This is a genomic window from Pseudomonas baetica, from assembly GCF_019733355.1.
GTDB classification, from domain to species: Bacteria; Pseudomonadota; Gammaproteobacteria; order Pseudomonadales; family Pseudomonadaceae; genus Aquipseudomonas; species Aquipseudomonas baetica_A.
The window spans coordinates 25,300-41,353 of sequence record NZ_JAIHLQ010000021.1; the positions used below are offsets into that span (position 1 = coordinate 25,300).

The 16,054-nt window shown below is 60.0% G+C and carries 16 protein-coding genes and 1 riboswitch; of the genes, 11 read left to right on the top strand and 5 right to left on the bottom strand.

Annotated elements, in window-relative coordinates; translation table 11 throughout:
- Positions 1-43: 43 nt before the first annotated feature.
- The 3 genes from K5E40_RS19595 to purM are packed head-to-tail and all read right to left on the bottom strand — an operon-like array spanning position 44 to position 2,474.
- A complete protein-coding gene (locus tag K5E40_RS19595; protein ID WP_221732186.1) occupies positions 44-757 on the bottom strand; it encodes a DUF3108 domain-containing protein in 714 nt (237 codons plus the stop codon).
- 8 nt (positions 758-765) lie between these two features.
- Positions 766-1,416 (bottom strand): phosphoribosylglycinamide formyltransferase, encoded by a 651-nt coding sequence (gene purN / locus K5E40_RS19600; RefSeq protein ID WP_221732187.1) that lies wholly within the window; start codon positions 1,414-1,416, stop codon positions 766-768.
- Positions 1,416-2,474, bottom strand: coding sequence for a phosphoribosylformylglycinamidine cyclo-ligase (purM, locus tag K5E40_RS19605; protein WP_221732188.1), 1,059 nt, complete (start codon positions 2,472-2,474; stop codon positions 1,416-1,418). The genes purN and purM overlap by 1 nt, the downstream gene beginning before the upstream one ends.
- A 370-nt stretch (positions 2,475-2,844) precedes the next feature.
- Between purM and K5E40_RS19610 the strand changes: the two genes are divergently transcribed.
- The 5 genes from K5E40_RS19610 to K5E40_RS19630 all read left to right on the top strand — a co-directional run bounded on the left by K5E40_RS19610 (position 2,845) and on the right by K5E40_RS19630 (position 7,519).
- Positions 2,845-3,903 carry a DUF2066 domain-containing protein gene (locus K5E40_RS19610; RefSeq protein ID WP_221732189.1) on the top strand — a complete coding sequence of 353 codons (1,059 nt, stop codon included), beginning with the start codon at positions 2,845-2,847 and terminating at the stop codon, positions 3,901-3,903.
- A 34-nt stretch (positions 3,904-3,937) separates the two neighbouring features.
- Positions 3,938-5,011: an AI-2E family transporter gene (locus K5E40_RS19615; RefSeq protein WP_221732190.1), complete on the top strand. Its 1,074-nt coding sequence runs from the start codon at positions 3,938-3,940 to the stop codon at positions 5,009-5,011.
- A 217-nt stretch (positions 5,012-5,228) separates the two neighbouring features.
- Complete coding sequence (hda, locus tag K5E40_RS19620; RefSeq protein WP_221732191.1) at positions 5,229-5,933, top strand: DnaA regulatory inactivator Hda; 705 nt, start codon at positions 5,229-5,231, stop codon at positions 5,931-5,933.
- A gap of 214 nt (positions 5,934-6,147) precedes the next feature.
- Positions 6,148-6,762 carry a C40 family peptidase gene (locus K5E40_RS19625; protein ID WP_221732192.1) on the top strand — a complete coding sequence of 205 codons (615 nt, stop codon included), beginning with the start codon at positions 6,148-6,150 and terminating at the stop codon, positions 6,760-6,762.
- 220 nt (positions 6,763-6,982) lie between these two features.
- Positions 6,983-7,519: a C40 family peptidase gene (locus K5E40_RS19630; protein WP_221732193.1), complete on the top strand. Its 537-nt coding sequence runs from the start codon at positions 6,983-6,985 to the stop codon at positions 7,517-7,519.
- Between the two features lie 66 nt (positions 7,520-7,585).
- Here the strand turns inward: K5E40_RS19630 and K5E40_RS19635 are convergent, their stop codons facing one another.
- Together K5E40_RS19635 and K5E40_RS19640 are read right to left on the bottom strand one after the other, a co-directional pair.
- Positions 7,586-8,899, bottom strand: a complete 1,314-nt coding sequence (locus K5E40_RS19635; RefSeq protein WP_221732194.1) for a sorbosone dehydrogenase family protein — start codon at positions 8,897-8,899, stop codon at positions 7,586-7,588.
- 66 nt (positions 8,900-8,965) lie between these two features.
- On the bottom strand, positions 8,966-9,550 hold the full coding sequence (locus K5E40_RS19640; protein ID WP_221732195.1) for a hypothetical protein: 585 nt from the start codon (positions 9,548-9,550) through the stop codon (positions 8,966-8,968).
- 153 nt (positions 9,551-9,703) lie between these two features.
- A riboswitch (cobalamin riboswitch) is annotated at positions 9,704-9,930 on the top strand.
- A gap of 81 nt (positions 9,931-10,011) precedes the next feature.
- Here K5E40_RS19640 and cobO point away from each other — a divergent pair.
- From cobO to K5E40_RS19670, 6 genes are read left to right on the top strand one after another with little or no spacing between them, the layout of a single operon-like run.
- Positions 10,012-10,623 carry a cob(I)yrinic acid a,c-diamide adenosyltransferase gene (cobO, locus tag K5E40_RS19645; RefSeq protein ID WP_221732196.1) on the top strand — a complete coding sequence of 204 codons (612 nt, stop codon included), beginning with the start codon at positions 10,012-10,014 and terminating at the stop codon, positions 10,621-10,623.
- Positions 10,620-12,020 carry a cobyrinate a,c-diamide synthase gene (locus K5E40_RS19650; RefSeq protein WP_221732197.1) on the top strand — a complete coding sequence of 467 codons (1,401 nt, stop codon included), beginning with the start codon at positions 10,620-10,622 and terminating at the stop codon, positions 12,018-12,020. Before cobO ends, K5E40_RS19650 begins: the two co-directional genes overlap by 4 nt.
- The gene (gene bluB / locus K5E40_RS19655) at positions 12,017-12,667 is read left to right on the top strand and encodes a 5,6-dimethylbenzimidazole synthase (protein ID WP_221732198.1); all 651 of its coding nucleotides are present in this window, start codon (positions 12,017-12,019) and stop codon (positions 12,665-12,667) included. Before K5E40_RS19650 ends, bluB begins: the two co-directional genes overlap by 4 nt.
- Complete coding sequence (gene cbiB / locus K5E40_RS19660) at positions 12,664-13,572, top strand: adenosylcobinamide-phosphate synthase CbiB (RefSeq protein WP_221732199.1); 909 nt, start codon at positions 12,664-12,666, stop codon at positions 13,570-13,572. Before bluB ends, cbiB begins: the two co-directional genes overlap by 4 nt.
- A complete protein-coding gene (cobD, locus tag K5E40_RS19665; protein WP_221732200.1) occupies positions 13,565-14,557 on the top strand; it encodes a threonine-phosphate decarboxylase CobD in 993 nt (330 codons plus the stop codon). The genes cbiB and cobD overlap by 8 nt, the downstream gene beginning before the upstream one ends.
- Positions 14,554-16,005: a cobyric acid synthase gene (locus K5E40_RS19670; protein WP_221732201.1), complete on the top strand. Its 1,452-nt coding sequence runs from the start codon at positions 14,554-14,556 to the stop codon at positions 16,003-16,005. The genes cobD and K5E40_RS19670 overlap by 4 nt, the downstream gene beginning before the upstream one ends.
- Positions 16,006-16,054: the final 49 nt, after the last annotated feature.

Here is a 16,054-nt window from a genome sequence, read left to right on the forward strand (position 1 = left end):
GAAAAAGCCCCGCATGTGCGGGGCTCTTCAATATCGCGCTGGATCAGCTGCCTTTGACAGCCTTGCCGTTGACCGTGCCGTCCTGGAGCATGATGTTGTACTCCTTGCCGTCGGTTTCAACCTGTTGCAGGCGAACCAGCAGGTAGTCCCAGTCCTTGGCGAACCACAGGACGGTGATGCGCTTGCTTTGTGTCGGGTCGCGCACGCGCTCGACTTTGATCGAATCGATCTTGCCAGCCTTGGTGTCGACTTTTTCCGAACCCAGTACGCGGAAGTCATAGGTGTCGACTTCGCCATCATCGACCACTTGGTAGCTCATGGTCTTTTTGCCGGCCGCTACGTCATGTTGCAGCGCCAACTGATAAGTGGATTTGTCGACCATGCCACGGTTGAGCGGGATCTTCACCGCGTCGCCACGATCAGTGCCGGTAACCATTTTGCTGTTCCAGTCGAAATCCAGATCAGCCTTCTTGGCTTTACCCAGGCCACCCCGTTCGAAGTGGTAGGACTGCGGCAGCAAGGTGTCCTTGTCCAGGGTCAGGGTGCTTTTCTCGCTCAGGCTGGCAATCATCATCGAAGCCTTGAAGCTGAGCGTCCAGACGCCATTGGCACCCTTGGTCAGGCTGCGTTCGGCAGTGCCGCTCATGGGCAGTTGTTTCCAGTCTGCGGTATAGCTGGCGGAGAACGGTTGAAGGTCTGCTGCCTGCGCAAAAGGCAGGGCGAGCAGAGCGCAAGCGAAGAGCAGGGCGCGACGCATAATATCTCCTAGTTTCGAATCAAGTGGCCGCTGGCCGCGAGTAGCTGGCTATCCAGTAAAGCACCTTGTTCTCCGAGCGTCAGCCTGCCTTCGGCAAACCAGCGTACCGCCATCGGATAGATCAGGTGCTCCTGGGCGTGAACTCGCTGCGCCAGACTCTGCGGCGTGTCGTGCAACTCTACCGGTAATACTGCCTGTACGACCAGTGGTCCGCCATCGAGTTCCTCGGTGACGAAGTGTACGGAGCAGCCGTGCTCGGTGTCGCCGGCTTCCAGCGCGCGCTGATGAGTGTGTAACCCTTTGTATTTGGGCAGCAGCGACGGATGGATATTGAGCAGGCGACCCTGATAGTGGCGAACGAAATCAGCGCTGAGAATGCGCATGAAACCGGCCAGCACCACGAGTTTGGGATTGAATTCGTCAATCAGTTTGATCAGGGCAGCATCGAAGGCCTCGCGACCTTCGAATGCCTTGTGATCCAGCGAGCGGGTGGCGATACCCGCGTCACTGGCGCGTTGCAGGCCGTAAGCGTCGGCGCGGTTTGAAATCACCGCAGCGATGCGAACCGGGCTGTCGCCGGTCCGCGAGCTGTCGATCAAGGCCTGCAAGTTACTGCCGGTGCCGGACAACAGCACCACGACATCACAGGTTGCGGACATTAATGAGCCTTAAGGTTCTTCAGATCAACCTGAGCTGCGCCTTCGGCGGCAGCAGCGATCTGACCGATGACCCAAGGCTGCTCGCCCGCTTCACGCAGGGTGTTCAGAGCTACTTCAACGTGCTCCTGAGCCACGCAGATGACCATGCCGACGCCGCAGTTCAGTACGCGGTGCATCTCGGTTTCGTCAACGTTGCCTTTCTCTTGCAACCAGTCGAAGACGGCCGGGCGAGTCCAACTGGCCACGTCAACAACGGCCTGGGCGCCTTTTGGCAGAACGCGCGGGATGTTGTCGAGCAGGCCGCCGCCAGTGATGTGGGCCATGGCTTTGACGGCGCCGGTGTCTTTGATCAGCTTGAGCAGCGGCTTGACGTAGATGCGGGTTGGCGCCATCAGCAGGTCGGTCAGCGGTTTGCCGTCGAGCTGGATGTTCTCGATGTCGGCGCCGGACACTTCGATGATCTTGCGGATCAGCGAGTAGCCGTTGGAGTGCGGTCCGGACGATGGCAGGGCGATCAGGGCGTCGCCGGTCGCGACTTTCGAGCCGTCGATGATTTCGGCTTTTTCCACCACGCCGACGCAGAAGCCGGCCAGGTCGTAGTCTTCGCCTTCATACATGCCAGGCATTTCTGCGGTTTCGCCACCCACCAGCGAGCAACCGGACAGTTCGCAGCCAGCGCCGATGCCGGTAACGACCTGTGTCGCGGTTTCGACGTTGAGTTTGCCGGTGGCGTAGTAGTCGAGGAAAAACAGAGGCTCGGCGCCGCACACCACCAGATCGTTCACGCACATGGCCACGAGGTCGATGCCGATGCTGTCGTGCTTGTTCAGGTTCAGTGCCAGACGCAATTTGGTGCCAACGCCGTCAGTGCCGGAGACCAGCACAGGCTGCTTGTAGCCGGCCGGGATTTCGCAGAGGGCGCCGAAACCGCCCAGGCCGCCCATGACTTCCGGGCGCGCAGTGCGCTTGGCGACGCTCTTGATGCGTTCGACCAATGCTTCACCGGCGTCGATGTCTACACCGGCGTCCTTGTAGCTCAGGGAGGGTTGCTTGCTCATGATCCAGGCCTTTAGGGGGGATTCAGGGGTAACGACCGAGTCCAGCGGGAACGCCGAAGTCGATGGGGCGATTGCCTCACGCGAGTTTCGAGGTGCCCGGCTGTTGCCGGTCTGCGAAGGCGCGCGATTTTATCAGGCTTGAGGGGCAGCGGCCATCCTCGCACCGACGGGCAGGGGCATATCGGCCGAAATTTTTTGCAATTGAGCCGTCTGGGTGCCTGTATAAGGTGTTGCAATTAACCGTCTATCGTTATCACTGTGCAAAAACTTATCGGCGCTGTGTGAATGTTTTGCAGCGGCCGGTGGTCACAGCCTTGCTCAATCGGTTCACGCGGCCTGTTCCAGCCGCTCCTGTCGACGGGAATTTTCCATGCGTTTTTGTAAATTGTTGTTTGTGGGCTGTTTGTCTGTGGTCAGCCTGGCGAGTCATGCCGAAAACCTCAAAGGCCTTTATCAAGTGCGTGAGCCGGTCAGCGGCCAAGCGCCGCAAGAGCGCGATCGCGCGACCCAGGCTGCGCTGGATACATTGGTGTTACGCCTGACCGGTGATCCTAAAGCCCCGCAAAATCCCGGGTTGGCGCCGATCAGGAAGGATCCGCAGCAGATCATCAGCCGGTTCGGCTTTGATGCCGGTCCACCTGAGGTGCTGAAAGTCGATTTCGACCCCAATACCACCGAGCAGGCATTGCGCCGCGCCGGGTTATCCCTGTGGGGTGCCAGTCGGCCGTCGATTCTGGGTTGGTGGCTGAGTGACTCGACCGAGGGTTCGAGTCTGGTCGGTGATGGTCAGGCCGCTGCTGCACCGCTGCGTGCAGCTGCACAGCATCGCGGTTTGCCATTGCGTTTGCCGCTGGCGGACCTCGGCGAACAATTGGTTGCTACCGCGCCAGTACTGGAGGGTTCCGATCCTGCGCCATTGCAGGGCGCTTCGGAACGTTACAATGCTGACGCCTTGCTGGCAGTGCATGCCCGCGAAGAGGGCGGGCAGTGGCAGGCCAAATGGCACTTGTGGATGGGTGATCAAAAAGACGCGGGGAGCGTGCAGGGTGCCGATCAGGCCGCCGTGGCTGATGCCGTAATGCTGGCGGTTGCCGAGCGACTGGCGCCGCGTTATGTGGTCAAGCCCGGCACTTCAGGTCAGCAGACGCTGGAGGTGCAGGGCATGAATCTGGAGCATTATGCGACGCTGCTGCGGTTGCTCGAGCCGTATGGGGTGCGTCTGCAGAGTGTTGATGGCGATCGTATCGTCTATCGGGTCAATGGCAGTGCCGATCAGTTGCGTGCTCAGTTGTCGCTGGCGAAGTTGCAGGAGTTGCCGGCCGAAGCGCCGGTGCCTGTGGCTGCGCCGCAAGCGTCGGTCCAGGGTGCAGCGCCGGTTGCTGCTCCGGCCCCGACACCTGCGGCGCCATCTCTGCGGTTTCGCTGGTAAGTCTTTCCTTATATAGAAGAAGCAGGAGTGGTAAATGGCCGATACGCGGCGTTGGTTCTGGCTCGGTGGGGTGGTCCTGCTTTGCGCGTTTGTGTGGTTGCTGCACCCGATCCTCACGCCGTTTTTGGTGGCGCTGCTGCTCGCTTATCTGTTCGATCCGCTGGTTGATCGACTGGAAAAGCTCGGGCTGTCCCGAACCTGGGGCGTAATCACCGTGTTTGCCTTGTTCTCGCTCATCGTGACGGCGCTTTTGTTGGTTTTAGTGCCGATGCTGGCCAAACAGATGCTGCGACTGTATGAACTCACCCCCCAAATGCTGGACTGGTTGCAGCACACGGCGGTGCCATGGGCGCAGTCGAAGCTGGGGTTGGCGGATGGCTTCTGGAAATTCGACAAGGTCAAGGCGGCCATCAGCGAGCACATGGGCCAGACCAGCGACATTGTCGGCGTGGTGCTGAGTCAGGCGACGGCTTCGGGGCTCGCGCTGATTGGGTGGTTGGCCAATCTGGTGCTGATCCCGGTGGTGGGTTTTTATCTGCTGCGAGACTGGGACTTGATGATGGCCAAGATCCGTAGCCTGCTGCCGCGTGATCGTGAGGAGCGCGTGGTAACGCTGGCTGGCGAATGCCATGAGGTGCTGGGAGCGTTTGTTCGCGGTCAGTTGCTGGTGATGCTGGCGTTGGGTGTGATTTACGCGGCAGGGCTGATGATCGTCGGTCTGGAGTTGGGTCTTTTGATCGGTCTGATTGCGGGTCTGGCGGCGATTGTGCCGTACATGGGATTCGTGATCGGCATTGGTGCGGCGCTGATTGCCGGGTTGTTCCAGTTCGGAGGGGATCTGTACCCAATGGTCGGGATCGTCGCGGTATTCATGGTTGGTCAGGCGCTGGAAGGCATGGTGCTGACACCGCTGCTGGTGGGCGACCGGATCGGGTTGCACCCGGTGGCAGTGATCTTTGCGATTCTGGCTGGCGGCGAGTTGTTTGGTTTCACCGGGGTACTGCTGGCGCTGCCGGTAGCCGCTGTGATCATGGTGCTGGTGCGACATGTGCACGACTTGTATAAGGATTCCGACATTTATAGTGGCGTGGACGAACTCGAGTTGTGATCGAGGCTGGCGGCCCGGCGGATAGCCGGGTTGGCCCGTGTCTTGCGGGTGATGCGGGTCTGGCAGCGTCAGAGAATCTGTCATAAAACCAATGCGTTAACGCAAACCTTTGATTTTGCTTGGACTCTGTCGCATTGTGCGCTCAGCTTCACGGGTATAAACTTCGCAAACTTTACACAGAGGCCACTAACGGTTCCTTGAGAACTGTTCAGTCAGCATGAAACCGATTCAGCTGCCCCTAGGTGTGCGTCTGCGTGACGACGCCACCTTCATCAACTACTACCCAGGCGCCAATGCCGCTGCACTCGGCTATGTCGAGCGCCTATGCGAAGCCGACGCCGGCTGGACAGAAAGCCTGATCTACCTGTGGGGCAAACACGGCGTAGGGCGTACGCATCTGTTGCAGGCCGCTTGCTTGCGATTCGAGCAGATGGGTGAACCTGCGGTGTACCTGCCGTTGGCCGAGTTGATGGATCGTGGCGTCGAAATCCTCGACAACCTTGAGCAGTACGAACTGGTCTGCCTGGATGACTTGCAGGTGATTGCCGGCAAGCCTGACTGGGAAGAGGCGATGTTTCATCTGTTCAACCGTCTGCGTGACAGCGGTCGCCGCTTGCTGATTGCCGCTTCAACCTCTCCGCGTGAGCTGCCAGTGAAACTGGCTGACTTGAAATCACGCCTGACCCTGGCGCTGATTTTCCAGATGCGTCCTCTCTCCGATGAAGACAAATTGCGTGCGCTGCAATTGCGTGCGTCGCGTCGCGGTCTGCACCTGACGGATGAGGTCGGACATTTTATTTTGACTCGCGGCACTCGCAGCATGAGCGCGTTGTTTGATCTGCTTGAGCAACTCGATCAGGCCTCATTGCAGGCTCAACGCAAGCTGACCATTCCTTTCCTCAAGGAAACCTTGGGCTGGTGAAACCTTGGGTTTCATTGGGTCTCGGCATATTTCAGGCGCCAGAAAATCCGCTTTCCTGCAGGCTGTGCAGGCCGCGTTTCGTTTCAAATGGGCTTAAGCGCTTAGATGTAAACGAGAAACCGGGAAGTCACAAAAAGATCGATTGAATTTGCAAATGAAGTCGATAGCGGGCATAGTCTCGGCTTCTTTACAACTACCAGCCACGGTCGTGCCCATGCTAAAGCGCTTCGCACCCCTCGTGCCTCTCGCACTCGTCACCCTGTTGTACGGTTGCGCTGCTCATTCTCCAATTCAAGAGCAGTCACAACAGGTTAAAAATTCTGCTACTGCCCAGTCTTCCGTTATCTATCAGGAAGAGCTGGATACCGAAAAAGAACTCTCTGACTTCAACAAGAAGCCCTATGAGTTGCCAGTTCTCGCCGACAGCATCCTTGAGCGCGGCATGTCCCTGATCGGTACCCGTTACCGTTTCGGCGGTACCTCGGAAGCTGGTTTCGACTGCAGTGGTTTCATCGGTTATCTGTTCCGCGAAGAAGCTGGCATGAATCTGCCGCGCTCTACCCGCGAAATGATCAACGTTGACGCACCGCTGGTATCGCGCAGCAACCTCGAACCGGGTGATCTGCTGTTCTTCGCCACCAGTGGTCGTCGCGGTCGTGTCAGTCACGCCGGGATCTACCTGGGTGACAACCAGTTCATTCACTCCAGCAGTCGTCGTAGCGGTGGTGTTCGTATCGATAACCTGGGTGACAGCTACTGGAGCAAGACCTTCATCGAGGCCAAGCGCGCGCTCGCGATGGCACCGACCGTGGTCACCGCTCGCAAGTAATACCGCCCTTTGTCGCTGCATTCGCGGCGACAATCTGCCATCGGCAACGCAGTAGACCTAAACTTTACAAGGTGAAGTTAAAGTCTTACTTGAAGTTTGTCGTGTAGCCGCTAGAATCTGATCCTATATTGATGGCAAACCGCCTGCGTGTTCACGCAGGCGGTTTTGTTTTCTGTCCATCCGGCAGAGAAAGCCGCAGCCAGATCAGGATGTTCTGCTTATGACCATGTCGGCCCGCCTTGCATTGATGTTTTTCGCAGCGCTGCTCAGCGCCTGCGCCAGTCGCACGCCACCGCCTGCGCCGATTGTTCGCGCTCCGGTAGCGTTCGGTCCCTCTCAGTCTTTTTCACCTGCTGCTGACGACGTGTTGTTCCGCGCGCTTGGCCTGGTCGGCACGCCTTATCGCTGGGGCGGCAATACGCCGGATTCGGGGTTTGATTGCAGTGGCTTGATCGGTTTTGTTTACCGGGATGCGGCGGGTATTTCTCTACCGCGCTCTACCCGCGAGCTGATCGTCATGCAGGCGCCGAATGTCAGCAAAGAAGGCTTGCAGACGGGCGACCTGATTTTCTTCGCCACCAATGGCGGCTCGCAGGTCAGTCATGCCGGGATTTATGTCGGGGAGGGGCGTTTCGTGCATGCGCCGGCTACCGGCGGCACGGTGAAACTCGATAGCCTGTCGAAAGCGTATTGGCAGAAGGCGTACCTGAGTGCCAAGCGGGTGTTGCAGCCTGAGCATCTGGCGCATAACCCGTAGCGCTGGGAAAAGAGATGTGGAAGCGAGCAAGCCCGCTCCCACATTTGTTATGTGTCGGCCCCTGATTTATTGAGCGGAAGACACCCGCCAAACCTTGTTCCCCACATCATCGGCCACCAGCAAGTCACCTTGCTGATCGATCACCACGCCTACCGGGCGACCCAGAGCGTTCTCGTCCTTGTCGAGGAAGCCGGTCAGCACATCCACCGGTTTGCCATTCGGCTTGCCGCCGGTAAACGGCACGAAAATCACTTTATAACCACTGTGCGGCTTGCGGTTCCAAGAACCGTGCTGGCCGATGAACGCACCTTCCTTGAATTGCGCGGGCAGTGTGTTGCCTTCGGCGAAAGTCAGGCCCAGTGAGGCGGTGTGCGGGCCGACGGCGTAATCCGGGACGATGGCCTTGGCCACCAGATCGAGATTCTGCGGACTGACGCGCACATCGACATGCTGCCCGTAATAGCTGAACGGCCAGCCATAAAAACCACCATCCTTGACCGAGGTGATGTAGTCCGGCACCAGGTCGCTGCCAATCTCGTCGCGCTCATTGACTGCTGTCCACAATGCGCCGCTGGTTGGCTCCCAAGCCAGGCCGTTGGGATTGCGGATGCCTGAAGCGAAGATTCGGTGATCGCCGGTGGCCCGATCCACTTCCCAGATCGCTGCGCGACCTTCTTCTTTATCCAGTCCGTTTTCGCCGACATTGCTGTTCGAGCCGACAGTGACATACAGCTTGCTGCCGTCCTTGCTGGCAATAACGTTTTTGGTCCAGTGATGATTCAGCGTGCCGCCCGGCAGGTCGGTGACCTTGATCGGCTGCGTTTTGATTTCTGTCGCGCCAGTTTCGTAGTGGAAGCGCAGCAGGCGGTCGGTGTCCGCGATGTACAGGTCATTGCCGACCAGGGTCATGCCGAACGGTGAGTTGAGATTTTGCAGAAACACCGTACGCGTTTCAGCCACGCCATCGTGATCGGCATCACGTAGCAGTGTGATGCGATTTGCGCTCGGTACGCCGGCGCCAGCCTTGCCCATGACTTTCTTCATGACCCAGCCACGAATGCCCGTGCTGTCGTCAGGTTTCGGCGGGGCATTGGTTTCCGCCACCAGCACGTCGCCGTTGGGCAGCACGTAAAGCCAGCGCGGATGGTCAAGGTCTTCGGCGAATGCCGCCACTTGCGTGCCTGCCACTGCAGTCGGTTTAGCGCCTTCGGGCCAGCCGATCGCCGGGGCGATATTCACGGTTGGGATCAGGGTGTTGTTGGGTTCGGGCAGTTTCGGTGACGGGCCGGTGCCGTCGGAGACTTGAAGGCTTGAGGATTCACCACAGGCGGCGAGCCCTCCGGCGAGCGCGATAACGAGAGCGAGCTGGATCTTGCGCATTGCTGATCTTCCCTATGAATGCATTCTTAATCATAGAGGCACGCGCAAGCCCGATGGTTCAACCGCTTAGCCGTGGGCCTCCTTGAAGAGCACGGCAATGCCCGGGTGATAGTTGCCGGCATCGCTGCGCAATTTGCGATAGGCATAAGGGAAATACCAGGCCACGGCGCAGGTGTGTTCTTTTTGCAGGTCGTCGACCATGTCTTGCAGCTCTTCGGGGGTGGCGCTGTGCTGGGCTTTTTGCGGGGCGACAAACAGGCAGCCGAGCTTGAGGTCGCTGGCGAAGCTGATGCGTTTGGCGTCGCTGGTGATCTCCAGCAGGGCTTGTGTCAGGTTGAGGTTGTTCACGCGTGGCCAGCGCTGGGTGGCTTGAATGAACGCACGATTTTCGGCGCCGGCCAGGAACAGGTCGGCGCGGGCATTGCGCTCGCCATCCTCGTTTTGCTTGCGGGTAGCGGTCTGCTCAAGCGTCACCAGCTCGGCCATCCAGGCCGCAGCGGAAAGCAATCCGAGATTGGCTTTCTCGTCATGCCAGTAGGGCGTGTCGCTGTCGCCGCGCACGGCGTTGTAACGGTCGATACAGTCAAACCAGCGTTCCAGCATCGGGCGCAGAAATTCCAGGCGCGGATTGCTGATGATCATGCCTTGCATGTGGCTCACCTTATTCTTGTGTGATGTGAGATTGTGGCTCTTTGATATCACTCTTGAGAGTGTGGCACAAGATTGGCGTCAGATAATTGATCGACGGCAGTTATTCGCCCGACAGCCCCCTCTTTAATTGACGCTCCATCCCCAACCCTCTAACCTTCGCGGCTTGTTTCAGGTGCTCTGTGACGTGCGTCGACAGAGTGAAACAGGGAAGCCGGTGAGGGTTGTCTTCAGAGCAAGCACAACCACGATCCCGGCGCTGCCCCCGCAACGGTAAATGAGTGAAAACTGCGTCGAATGCCACTGCTCAAAGCGGGAAGGCGCGCAGCCAGGCGATTCGCCGCTCATGAGCCCGGAGACCGGCCTGATTCATCCAACGGCATCACGGTGGGCGATGCCAGGCTTTTTTGCCTTCTATTCTTGTGCCTGCCCGCCGTTATCCAGCCTCAACGGAGAGCTCCCCCATGACTGATTCCCCCGAGCGTGACGAACGCCATTTGGCGCGTATGCAGCGCAAAAAAGCCGTGATCGATGAACGTATCGCCAATTCGCCTGATGAGTGCGGCCTGGTGCTGGTGCTCACCGGCAATGGCAAAGGCAAAAGCAGTTCGGCGTTTGGCATGCTCGCCCGTGCCATGGGGCACGGCATGCAGTGCGGCGTGGTGCAGTTCATCAAGGGCCGCTTCAGCACCGGCGAAGAGCTGTTTTTTCGTCGCTTCCCCGAGCAGGTGCGCTTTCATGTGATGGGCGAGGGCTTCACTTGGGAAACCCAGGACCGTCAACGCGACATCGCCGCCGCCGAAGCCGCTTGGGCCGTGTCCCGAGAGCTTTTGCGCGATCCGTCGATTGACCTGGTGGTGCTGGATGAGCTGAATATCGCCCTCAAGCACGGCTACCTCGATCTCGATCAGGTGCTCAGCGACTTGCAGGCGCGTCCGCCGATGCAACATGTGATCGTCACGGGTCGCGGCGCCAAGCCTGAAATGGTCGAGATGGGCGACACCGTCACCGAAATGGGCATGATCAAACACGCCTTCCAGGCCGGCATCAAAGCGCAGAAAGGCGTCGAACTTTGAATCAGTCACGTCATTGCCCGGCGGTACTGATTGCCGCGCCGGCCTCCGGTCAGGGCAAGACCACCGTCACGGCCGCGCTGGCCCGTTTGCACCGCAATCAAGGGCGTAAGGTGCGCGTGTTCAAGTGCGGACCGGACTTTCTCGATCCGATGATTCTCGAGCGCGCCAGCGGTGCGCCGGTCTATCAATTGGACATGTGGATGGTCGGGGAGCAGGAAAGCCGTCGTCTGCTGTGGGAGGCCGCAGCCGAGGCCGATCTGATTCTGATCGAAGGCGTGATGGGGTTGTTTGACGGCACGCCGTCGAGCGCTGATCTGGCCCGGCATTTCGGCGTGCCGGTGCTGGGTGTGATTGATGGAACGGCGATGGCGCAGACCTTTGGTGCGTTGGCGCTGGGCTTGGCGAAATATCAGCCGGATCTGCCGTTCGCTGGCGTGCTGGCCAACCGGGTCGGTACGTTGCGTCACGCACAATTGCTTGAAGGCAGTCTGACCGAAGGCTTGCGCTGGTATGGCGCATTGTCTCGCGAGACTGGCATCGAACTGCCAAGCCGTCATCTTGGTCTGGTTCAGGCCAGCGAACTCAATGATCTCGATATGCGCCTGGACGCCGCTGCACAAGCGCTTGCCAGCAGTTGCGAGGTAGCGCTGCCACCCGCCGTGGAATTTGCCGCGCCTGAAGTCATCATCGTAGAGCCCTTATTAAAAGGTGTGCGAATCGCCGTCGCCCACGATGAAGCGTTTGCCTTCACTTATGGCGCAAGCCTCGACCTGTTGCGGGCGATGGGCGCTGTGTTGAGTTTCTTCTCGCCGATCCGCGACACGCAGTTCCCAGAGGCTGAAAGCCTCTATCTGCCCGGCGGTTACCCGGAATTGCACCACGTTGCGTTATCGCAGAACACCGCAATGCTCGACGCCATCCGCGACCATCATGCGGCGGGAAAACCGTTGCTCGCTGAATGTGGCGGCATGCTGTATCTGCTCGACTCTTTGACGGATGTTGAGGGCAGTCGCGCCGAACTGGTCGGCTTGCTCGCGGGCGATGCGGTGATGCAGAAGCGCCTGGCGGCATTGGCGCTGCAAGCGGTTGATCTGCCGGAAGGCACGTTGCGTGGCCACACCTATCACCATTCCCTGACGACGACTGAATTGACGCCGATTGCCCGAGGCCTGAGCCCGAATGGCGGGCGTGGTGCGGAGGCGGTTTATCGGGAAGGGCGGATGACGGCTTCTTACGTGCACTTTTATTTCCCGTCGAATCCGACTGCGATTGCCGCGCTGTTTGCGCCGGACCTTGAGGCCGCCATCGCTGGCAAGCCAGCTCCCACAGGGGATTGTGTTTCGTCAGGTACTACACCGCCCACTGTGGGAGCTGGCTTGCCAGCGATGGGGCCATGACCGACAACGCATTTACTGAGGCCGAGCGCCTAGCGGTCTATCGAGCCATCGCCGAACGCCGCGACATGCGCCACTTCACTGGCGGCACCGTCGAGCCCGAGTTGCTGCGCCGTTTATTGGACGCCGCACATCAAGCGCCAAGTGTCGGCTTGATGCAGCCCTGGCGTTTCATCCGGGTCAGTGATCGCGCACTGCGCGGGCAGATCCGCAATCTCGTAGAAGAAGAACGCATCCGCACCGCTGAAGCCCTCGGCGAGCGCAGTGACGAGTTCATGAAGCTCAAGGTCGAAGGCATCAATGACTGCGCCGAAGTGCTGGTCGCGGCGCTGATGGATGATCGCGATAAACACATTTTCGGGCGACGCACGCTGCCGGAAATGGACATGGCTTCGTTGTCCTGTGCGATTCAGAATCTGTGGCTGGCGTCCCGTGCCGAAGGATTGGGCATGGGCTGGGTCTCGTTGTTCGAGCCGCAAGCACTGGCCGATCTGCTGAAACTGCCGGCCGGGGCCAAGCCTTTGGCGGTTTTGTGCCTGGGCCCGGTCAAGGAATTCTATCCGGCGCCGATGCTGGTACTCGAAGGGTGGGCGCAGGCGCGTCCGCTCAATGAGTTGCTGTATGAAAATTATTGGGGAGTGAGTCAATGAGTGTGGCGTTGTTGAGTGTCGCCGCGGTCGCGCTGGATGCGCTGCTGGGTGAACCGAAACGCTGGCATCCGCTGGTAGCGTTCGGCAATTTTGCCGGGCGCATCGAGCAACGGTTCAACGCTGGTGGCCGGGGCTGGCGCAGCCACGGCGTGACCGCGTGGGTGATCGCGGTGCTGCCGCTGACCTTGCTGGCCACCGCATTGTCCTGGGCACCGTATGTGGGTTGGGTCGTCGAGATCCTCGCGCTGTATTGCGCCCTTGGCATGCGCAGCCTCGGCGAGCACGTCGAACCGGTGGCCCAGGCGCTGCGCGCCGATAATCTGGAAGAGGCGCGTAAGCGTGTCGGTTATCTGGTCAGCCGCCAGACCAGTGAACTGGACAGCACCGCCGTCGCCCGTGCGGCCACCGAGTCAGTACTGGAGAACGGCAGCGATGCGGTGTTCGCCGCGCTGTTCTGGTTTGCTGTGGCGGGTGCGCCGGGCGTTGTCCTCTACCGTTTGAGTAACACGCTCGACGCGATGTGGGGCTATCGCAACGAACGCTTCGAGCGTTTTGGCTGGTGCGCGGCAAAAATCGACGACGTGCTCAACTACATTCCTGCACGCCTTGTGGCGTTGACCTACGCACTGCTCGGTAAAACCCGACTGGCATTGAAATGCTGGCGCACCCAGGCGCCGAAATGGGACAGCCCCAACGCCGGCCCGGTGATGGCGGCAGGGGCCGGCGCGCTCGGTGTCGAGCTTGGCGGCCCGGCGATCTATCAAGGCGAACTGCATGAGCGTGCGCAACTGGGCGAGGGCGCTCAGGCCGATGCCGATTCGATCGACCGCGGCTGGCAATTGGTTCAGCGCGGCGTATGGTTATGGCTGCTGATTCTCTGCGTGGGGGCTGAATTCTATGCTTGAGCACGGTGGCCGGCTGCGCAAGGCTGCACTCGATTACGGCATCGCCGAAACGGATTGGCTGGACCTGTCCAGCGGTCTGGCGCCGTGGCCGTTTCCGATCCCCGACATTGCGTTGCGAGCCTGGGCGCGATTGCCGGAGGCCGATGACGGTCTGGAACAAGCCGCGTGCGATTATTACGGCGCTTCGCAGGTGTTGCCGGTGGCCGGTTCGCAGATGGCCATCCAGTTGCTGCCGCGCTTGCGTCGGGCTGGAAAAGTTGGCGTGTTGTCGCCGTGCTATGCCGAGCACGCCGAGGCTTGGCGCCGTAGTGGCTACATCGTGCGCGAAGTGCTGGAACAGGAAGTCGACTTCTTTATCGACAGCCTTGACGTGCTGGTGGTGGTCAATCCGAACAACCCCACCGGCCTGAGTCTGACCCCGGCGCGGCTGCTCGACTGGCATGCACGGCTGGCCCAGCGCGGTGGTTGGCTGGTGGTCGACGAAGCGTTCATGGACAACACCCCGCAGTTGAGCCTGGCAGCACATACCCATCAGGTCGGTTTGATTGTGTTGCGTTCATTCGGCAAGTTTTTTGGTCTGGCCGGGGTGCGACTGGGTTTTGTCCTGGCCGAGCGCAAGTTGCTTAAATTGCTCGCCGAGCAAGTCGGACCTTGGGCGGTCAGTGGTCCGACGCGGGTGCTGGGTCAGGCTTGTTTGCAAGACACGCAAGGTCACACCCGGCAACGCATTCGTAGCGATGAAACCAGCGAACGACTGGCGTCCTTGCTTGCGCGTCACGGTTTCCAACCGCAGGGTGGCTGCGCCTTGTTCCAGTGGCTGATCACCGAGCACGCCGCCGCGCTGCATGAATTCATGGCCCGTCGCGGCATCCTTCTGCGCCTCTTCACCCACAACAGCAGCCTGCGTTTCGGCTTGCCTGCCGACGCGGCTGAAGAGGCACGTCTCGAACAAGCGCTGCAGGCCTTTTCCAAGGAATTGAAATGACAACCCTGATGGTGCAGGGCACCACCTCCGACGCGGGCAAAAGTACGTTGGTGACCGCACTGTGCCGTTGGGCGACGCGCCAGGGTGTCGCCGTCGTGCCGTTCAAGCCGCAAAACATGGCACTCAACAGCGCGGTGACCGCCGATGGCGGCGAAATCGGCAGGGCGCAAGCGGTGCAGGCACAAGCAGCGTTTCTTGAGCCGCACACCGACATGAACCCGGTACTGCTCAAACCCAATAGCGACACCGGCGCGCAAGTGATCATCCATGGCCGCGCCGTCACCAGCATGAACGCCGTGGCCTATCACGATTACAAAGCCATCGCCATGAAGGCTGTGCTGGTCTCTCACGAGCGATTGAGCGCGGCGTACCCGTTGGTCATGGTCGAGGGCGCAGGCTCGCCGGCGGAGATCAATCTGCGCGCTGGCGATATCGCCAACATGGGGTTCGCCGAGGCGGTCGATTGCCCGGTGCTACTGATTGCCGACATCAATCGCGGTGGTGTTTTTGCTCATTTGGTTGGCACGCTGGAGTTGCTGTCGCCGAGCGAGCAGGCGCGGGTAAAAGGCTTCATCATCAACCGTTTTCGCGGTGACATCGCCTTGCTGCAACCAGGCCTCGACTGGCTTGAGCAGCGCACCGGCAAACCGGTGGTCGGCGTGTTGCCGTATGTGATGGATCTGCATCTGGAGGCTGAAGACGGCATCGACCAGCGCCAGACCGACAAGGCCGATCAAGTGCTCAAAGTGGTGGTGCCGGTGCTGCCGCGCATCAGCAACCACACCGATTTCGATCCGCTGCGTTTGCATCCACAGGTTGATCTGCAATTTGTCGGCCCGGGGCAGGCGGTTCCGCCGGCTGACCTGATCATCCTGCCCGGCTCGAAAAGCGTGCGCAGTGATCTGGCCTATCTGCGCGCCAACGGCTGGGACACGGCCATCTGCCGTCACTTGCGTTACGGCGGCAAGCTGCTGGGGATATGTGGTGGCCTGCAAATGCTCGGTCAGCAGGTGCATGACCCGCTGGGGCTGGAAGGCTCGCCGGGGTCCAGTGCCGGTCTCGGTTTGCTGGCGTTTGAAACGCAGCTTGAGGCCGAGAAGCAATTACGCAATGTGCGCGGGCGTCTGGCGCTGGAAGATGCTGAAGTCAGTGGCTATGAGATTCATGCCGGGGTGACGACCGGGCCGGCGCTCGAGAACGCCGCAGTGCGGCTGTATGACGGTCGTTGTGATGGTGCGCAGAGCCTTGATGGGCAGGTGTTCGGCACGTATCTGCATGGCTTGTTCGAATCGCCGGCGGCCAGTGCGGCGTTGCTGCGCTGGGCGGGGCTGAGCGATGTGCAGGAAGTGGATTATCACGGGTTGCGCGAGCGCGATATCGAGCGGTTGGCGGATCTGGTGGAGAAGCACCTCGATACTGATCTGTTGCGTCAGCTCTGTGGGATCTAGGGTGTTTCGGCTGCCGCGTTCTCTGTGGGAGCGGGCTTGCTCGCGAAGA

Bases quoted from the DNA above. Each gene is read 5' to 3' on its own strand.
- K5E40_RS19595 (WP_221732186.1), bottom strand. From the start codon at position 757: ATGCGTCGCGCCCTGCTCTTCGCTTGCGCTCTGCTCGCCCTGCCTTTT.
- purN (WP_221732187.1), bottom strand. From the start codon at position 1,416: ATGTCCGCAACCTGTGATGTCGTGGTGCTGTTGTCCGGCACCGGCAGT.
- purM (WP_221732188.1), bottom strand. From the start codon at position 2,474: ATGAGCAAGCAACCCTCCCTGAGCTACAAGGACGCCGGTGTAGACATC.
- K5E40_RS19610 (WP_221732189.1), top strand. From the start codon at position 2,845: ATGCGTTTTTGTAAATTGTTGTTTGTGGGCTGTTTGTCTGTGGTCAGC.
- K5E40_RS19615 (WP_221732190.1), top strand. From the start codon at position 3,938: ATGGCCGATACGCGGCGTTGGTTCTGGCTCGGTGGGGTGGTCCTGCTT.
- hda (WP_221732191.1), top strand. From the start codon at position 5,229: ATGAAACCGATTCAGCTGCCCCTAGGTGTGCGTCTGCGTGACGACGCC.
- K5E40_RS19625 (WP_221732192.1), top strand. From the start codon at position 6,148: ATGCTAAAGCGCTTCGCACCCCTCGTGCCTCTCGCACTCGTCACCCTG.
- K5E40_RS19630 (WP_221732193.1), top strand. From the start codon at position 6,983: ATGACCATGTCGGCCCGCCTTGCATTGATGTTTTTCGCAGCGCTGCTC.
- K5E40_RS19635 (WP_221732194.1), bottom strand. From the start codon at position 8,899: ATGCGCAAGATCCAGCTCGCTCTCGTTATCGCGCTCGCCGGAGGGCTC.
- K5E40_RS19640 (WP_221732195.1), bottom strand. From the start codon at position 9,550: ATGCAAGGCATGATCATCAGCAATCCGCGCCTGGAATTTCTGCGCCCG.
- cobO (WP_221732196.1), top strand. From the start codon at position 10,012: ATGACTGATTCCCCCGAGCGTGACGAACGCCATTTGGCGCGTATGCAG.
- bluB (WP_221732198.1), top strand. From the start codon at position 12,017: ATGACCGACAACGCATTTACTGAGGCCGAGCGCCTAGCGGTCTATCGA.
- cbiB (WP_221732199.1), top strand. From the start codon at position 12,664: ATGAGTGTGGCGTTGTTGAGTGTCGCCGCGGTCGCGCTGGATGCGCTG.
- cobD (WP_221732200.1), top strand. From the start codon at position 13,565: ATGCTTGAGCACGGTGGCCGGCTGCGCAAGGCTGCACTCGATTACGGC.
- K5E40_RS19670 (WP_221732201.1), top strand. From the start codon at position 14,554: ATGACAACCCTGATGGTGCAGGGCACCACCTCCGACGCGGGCAAAAGT.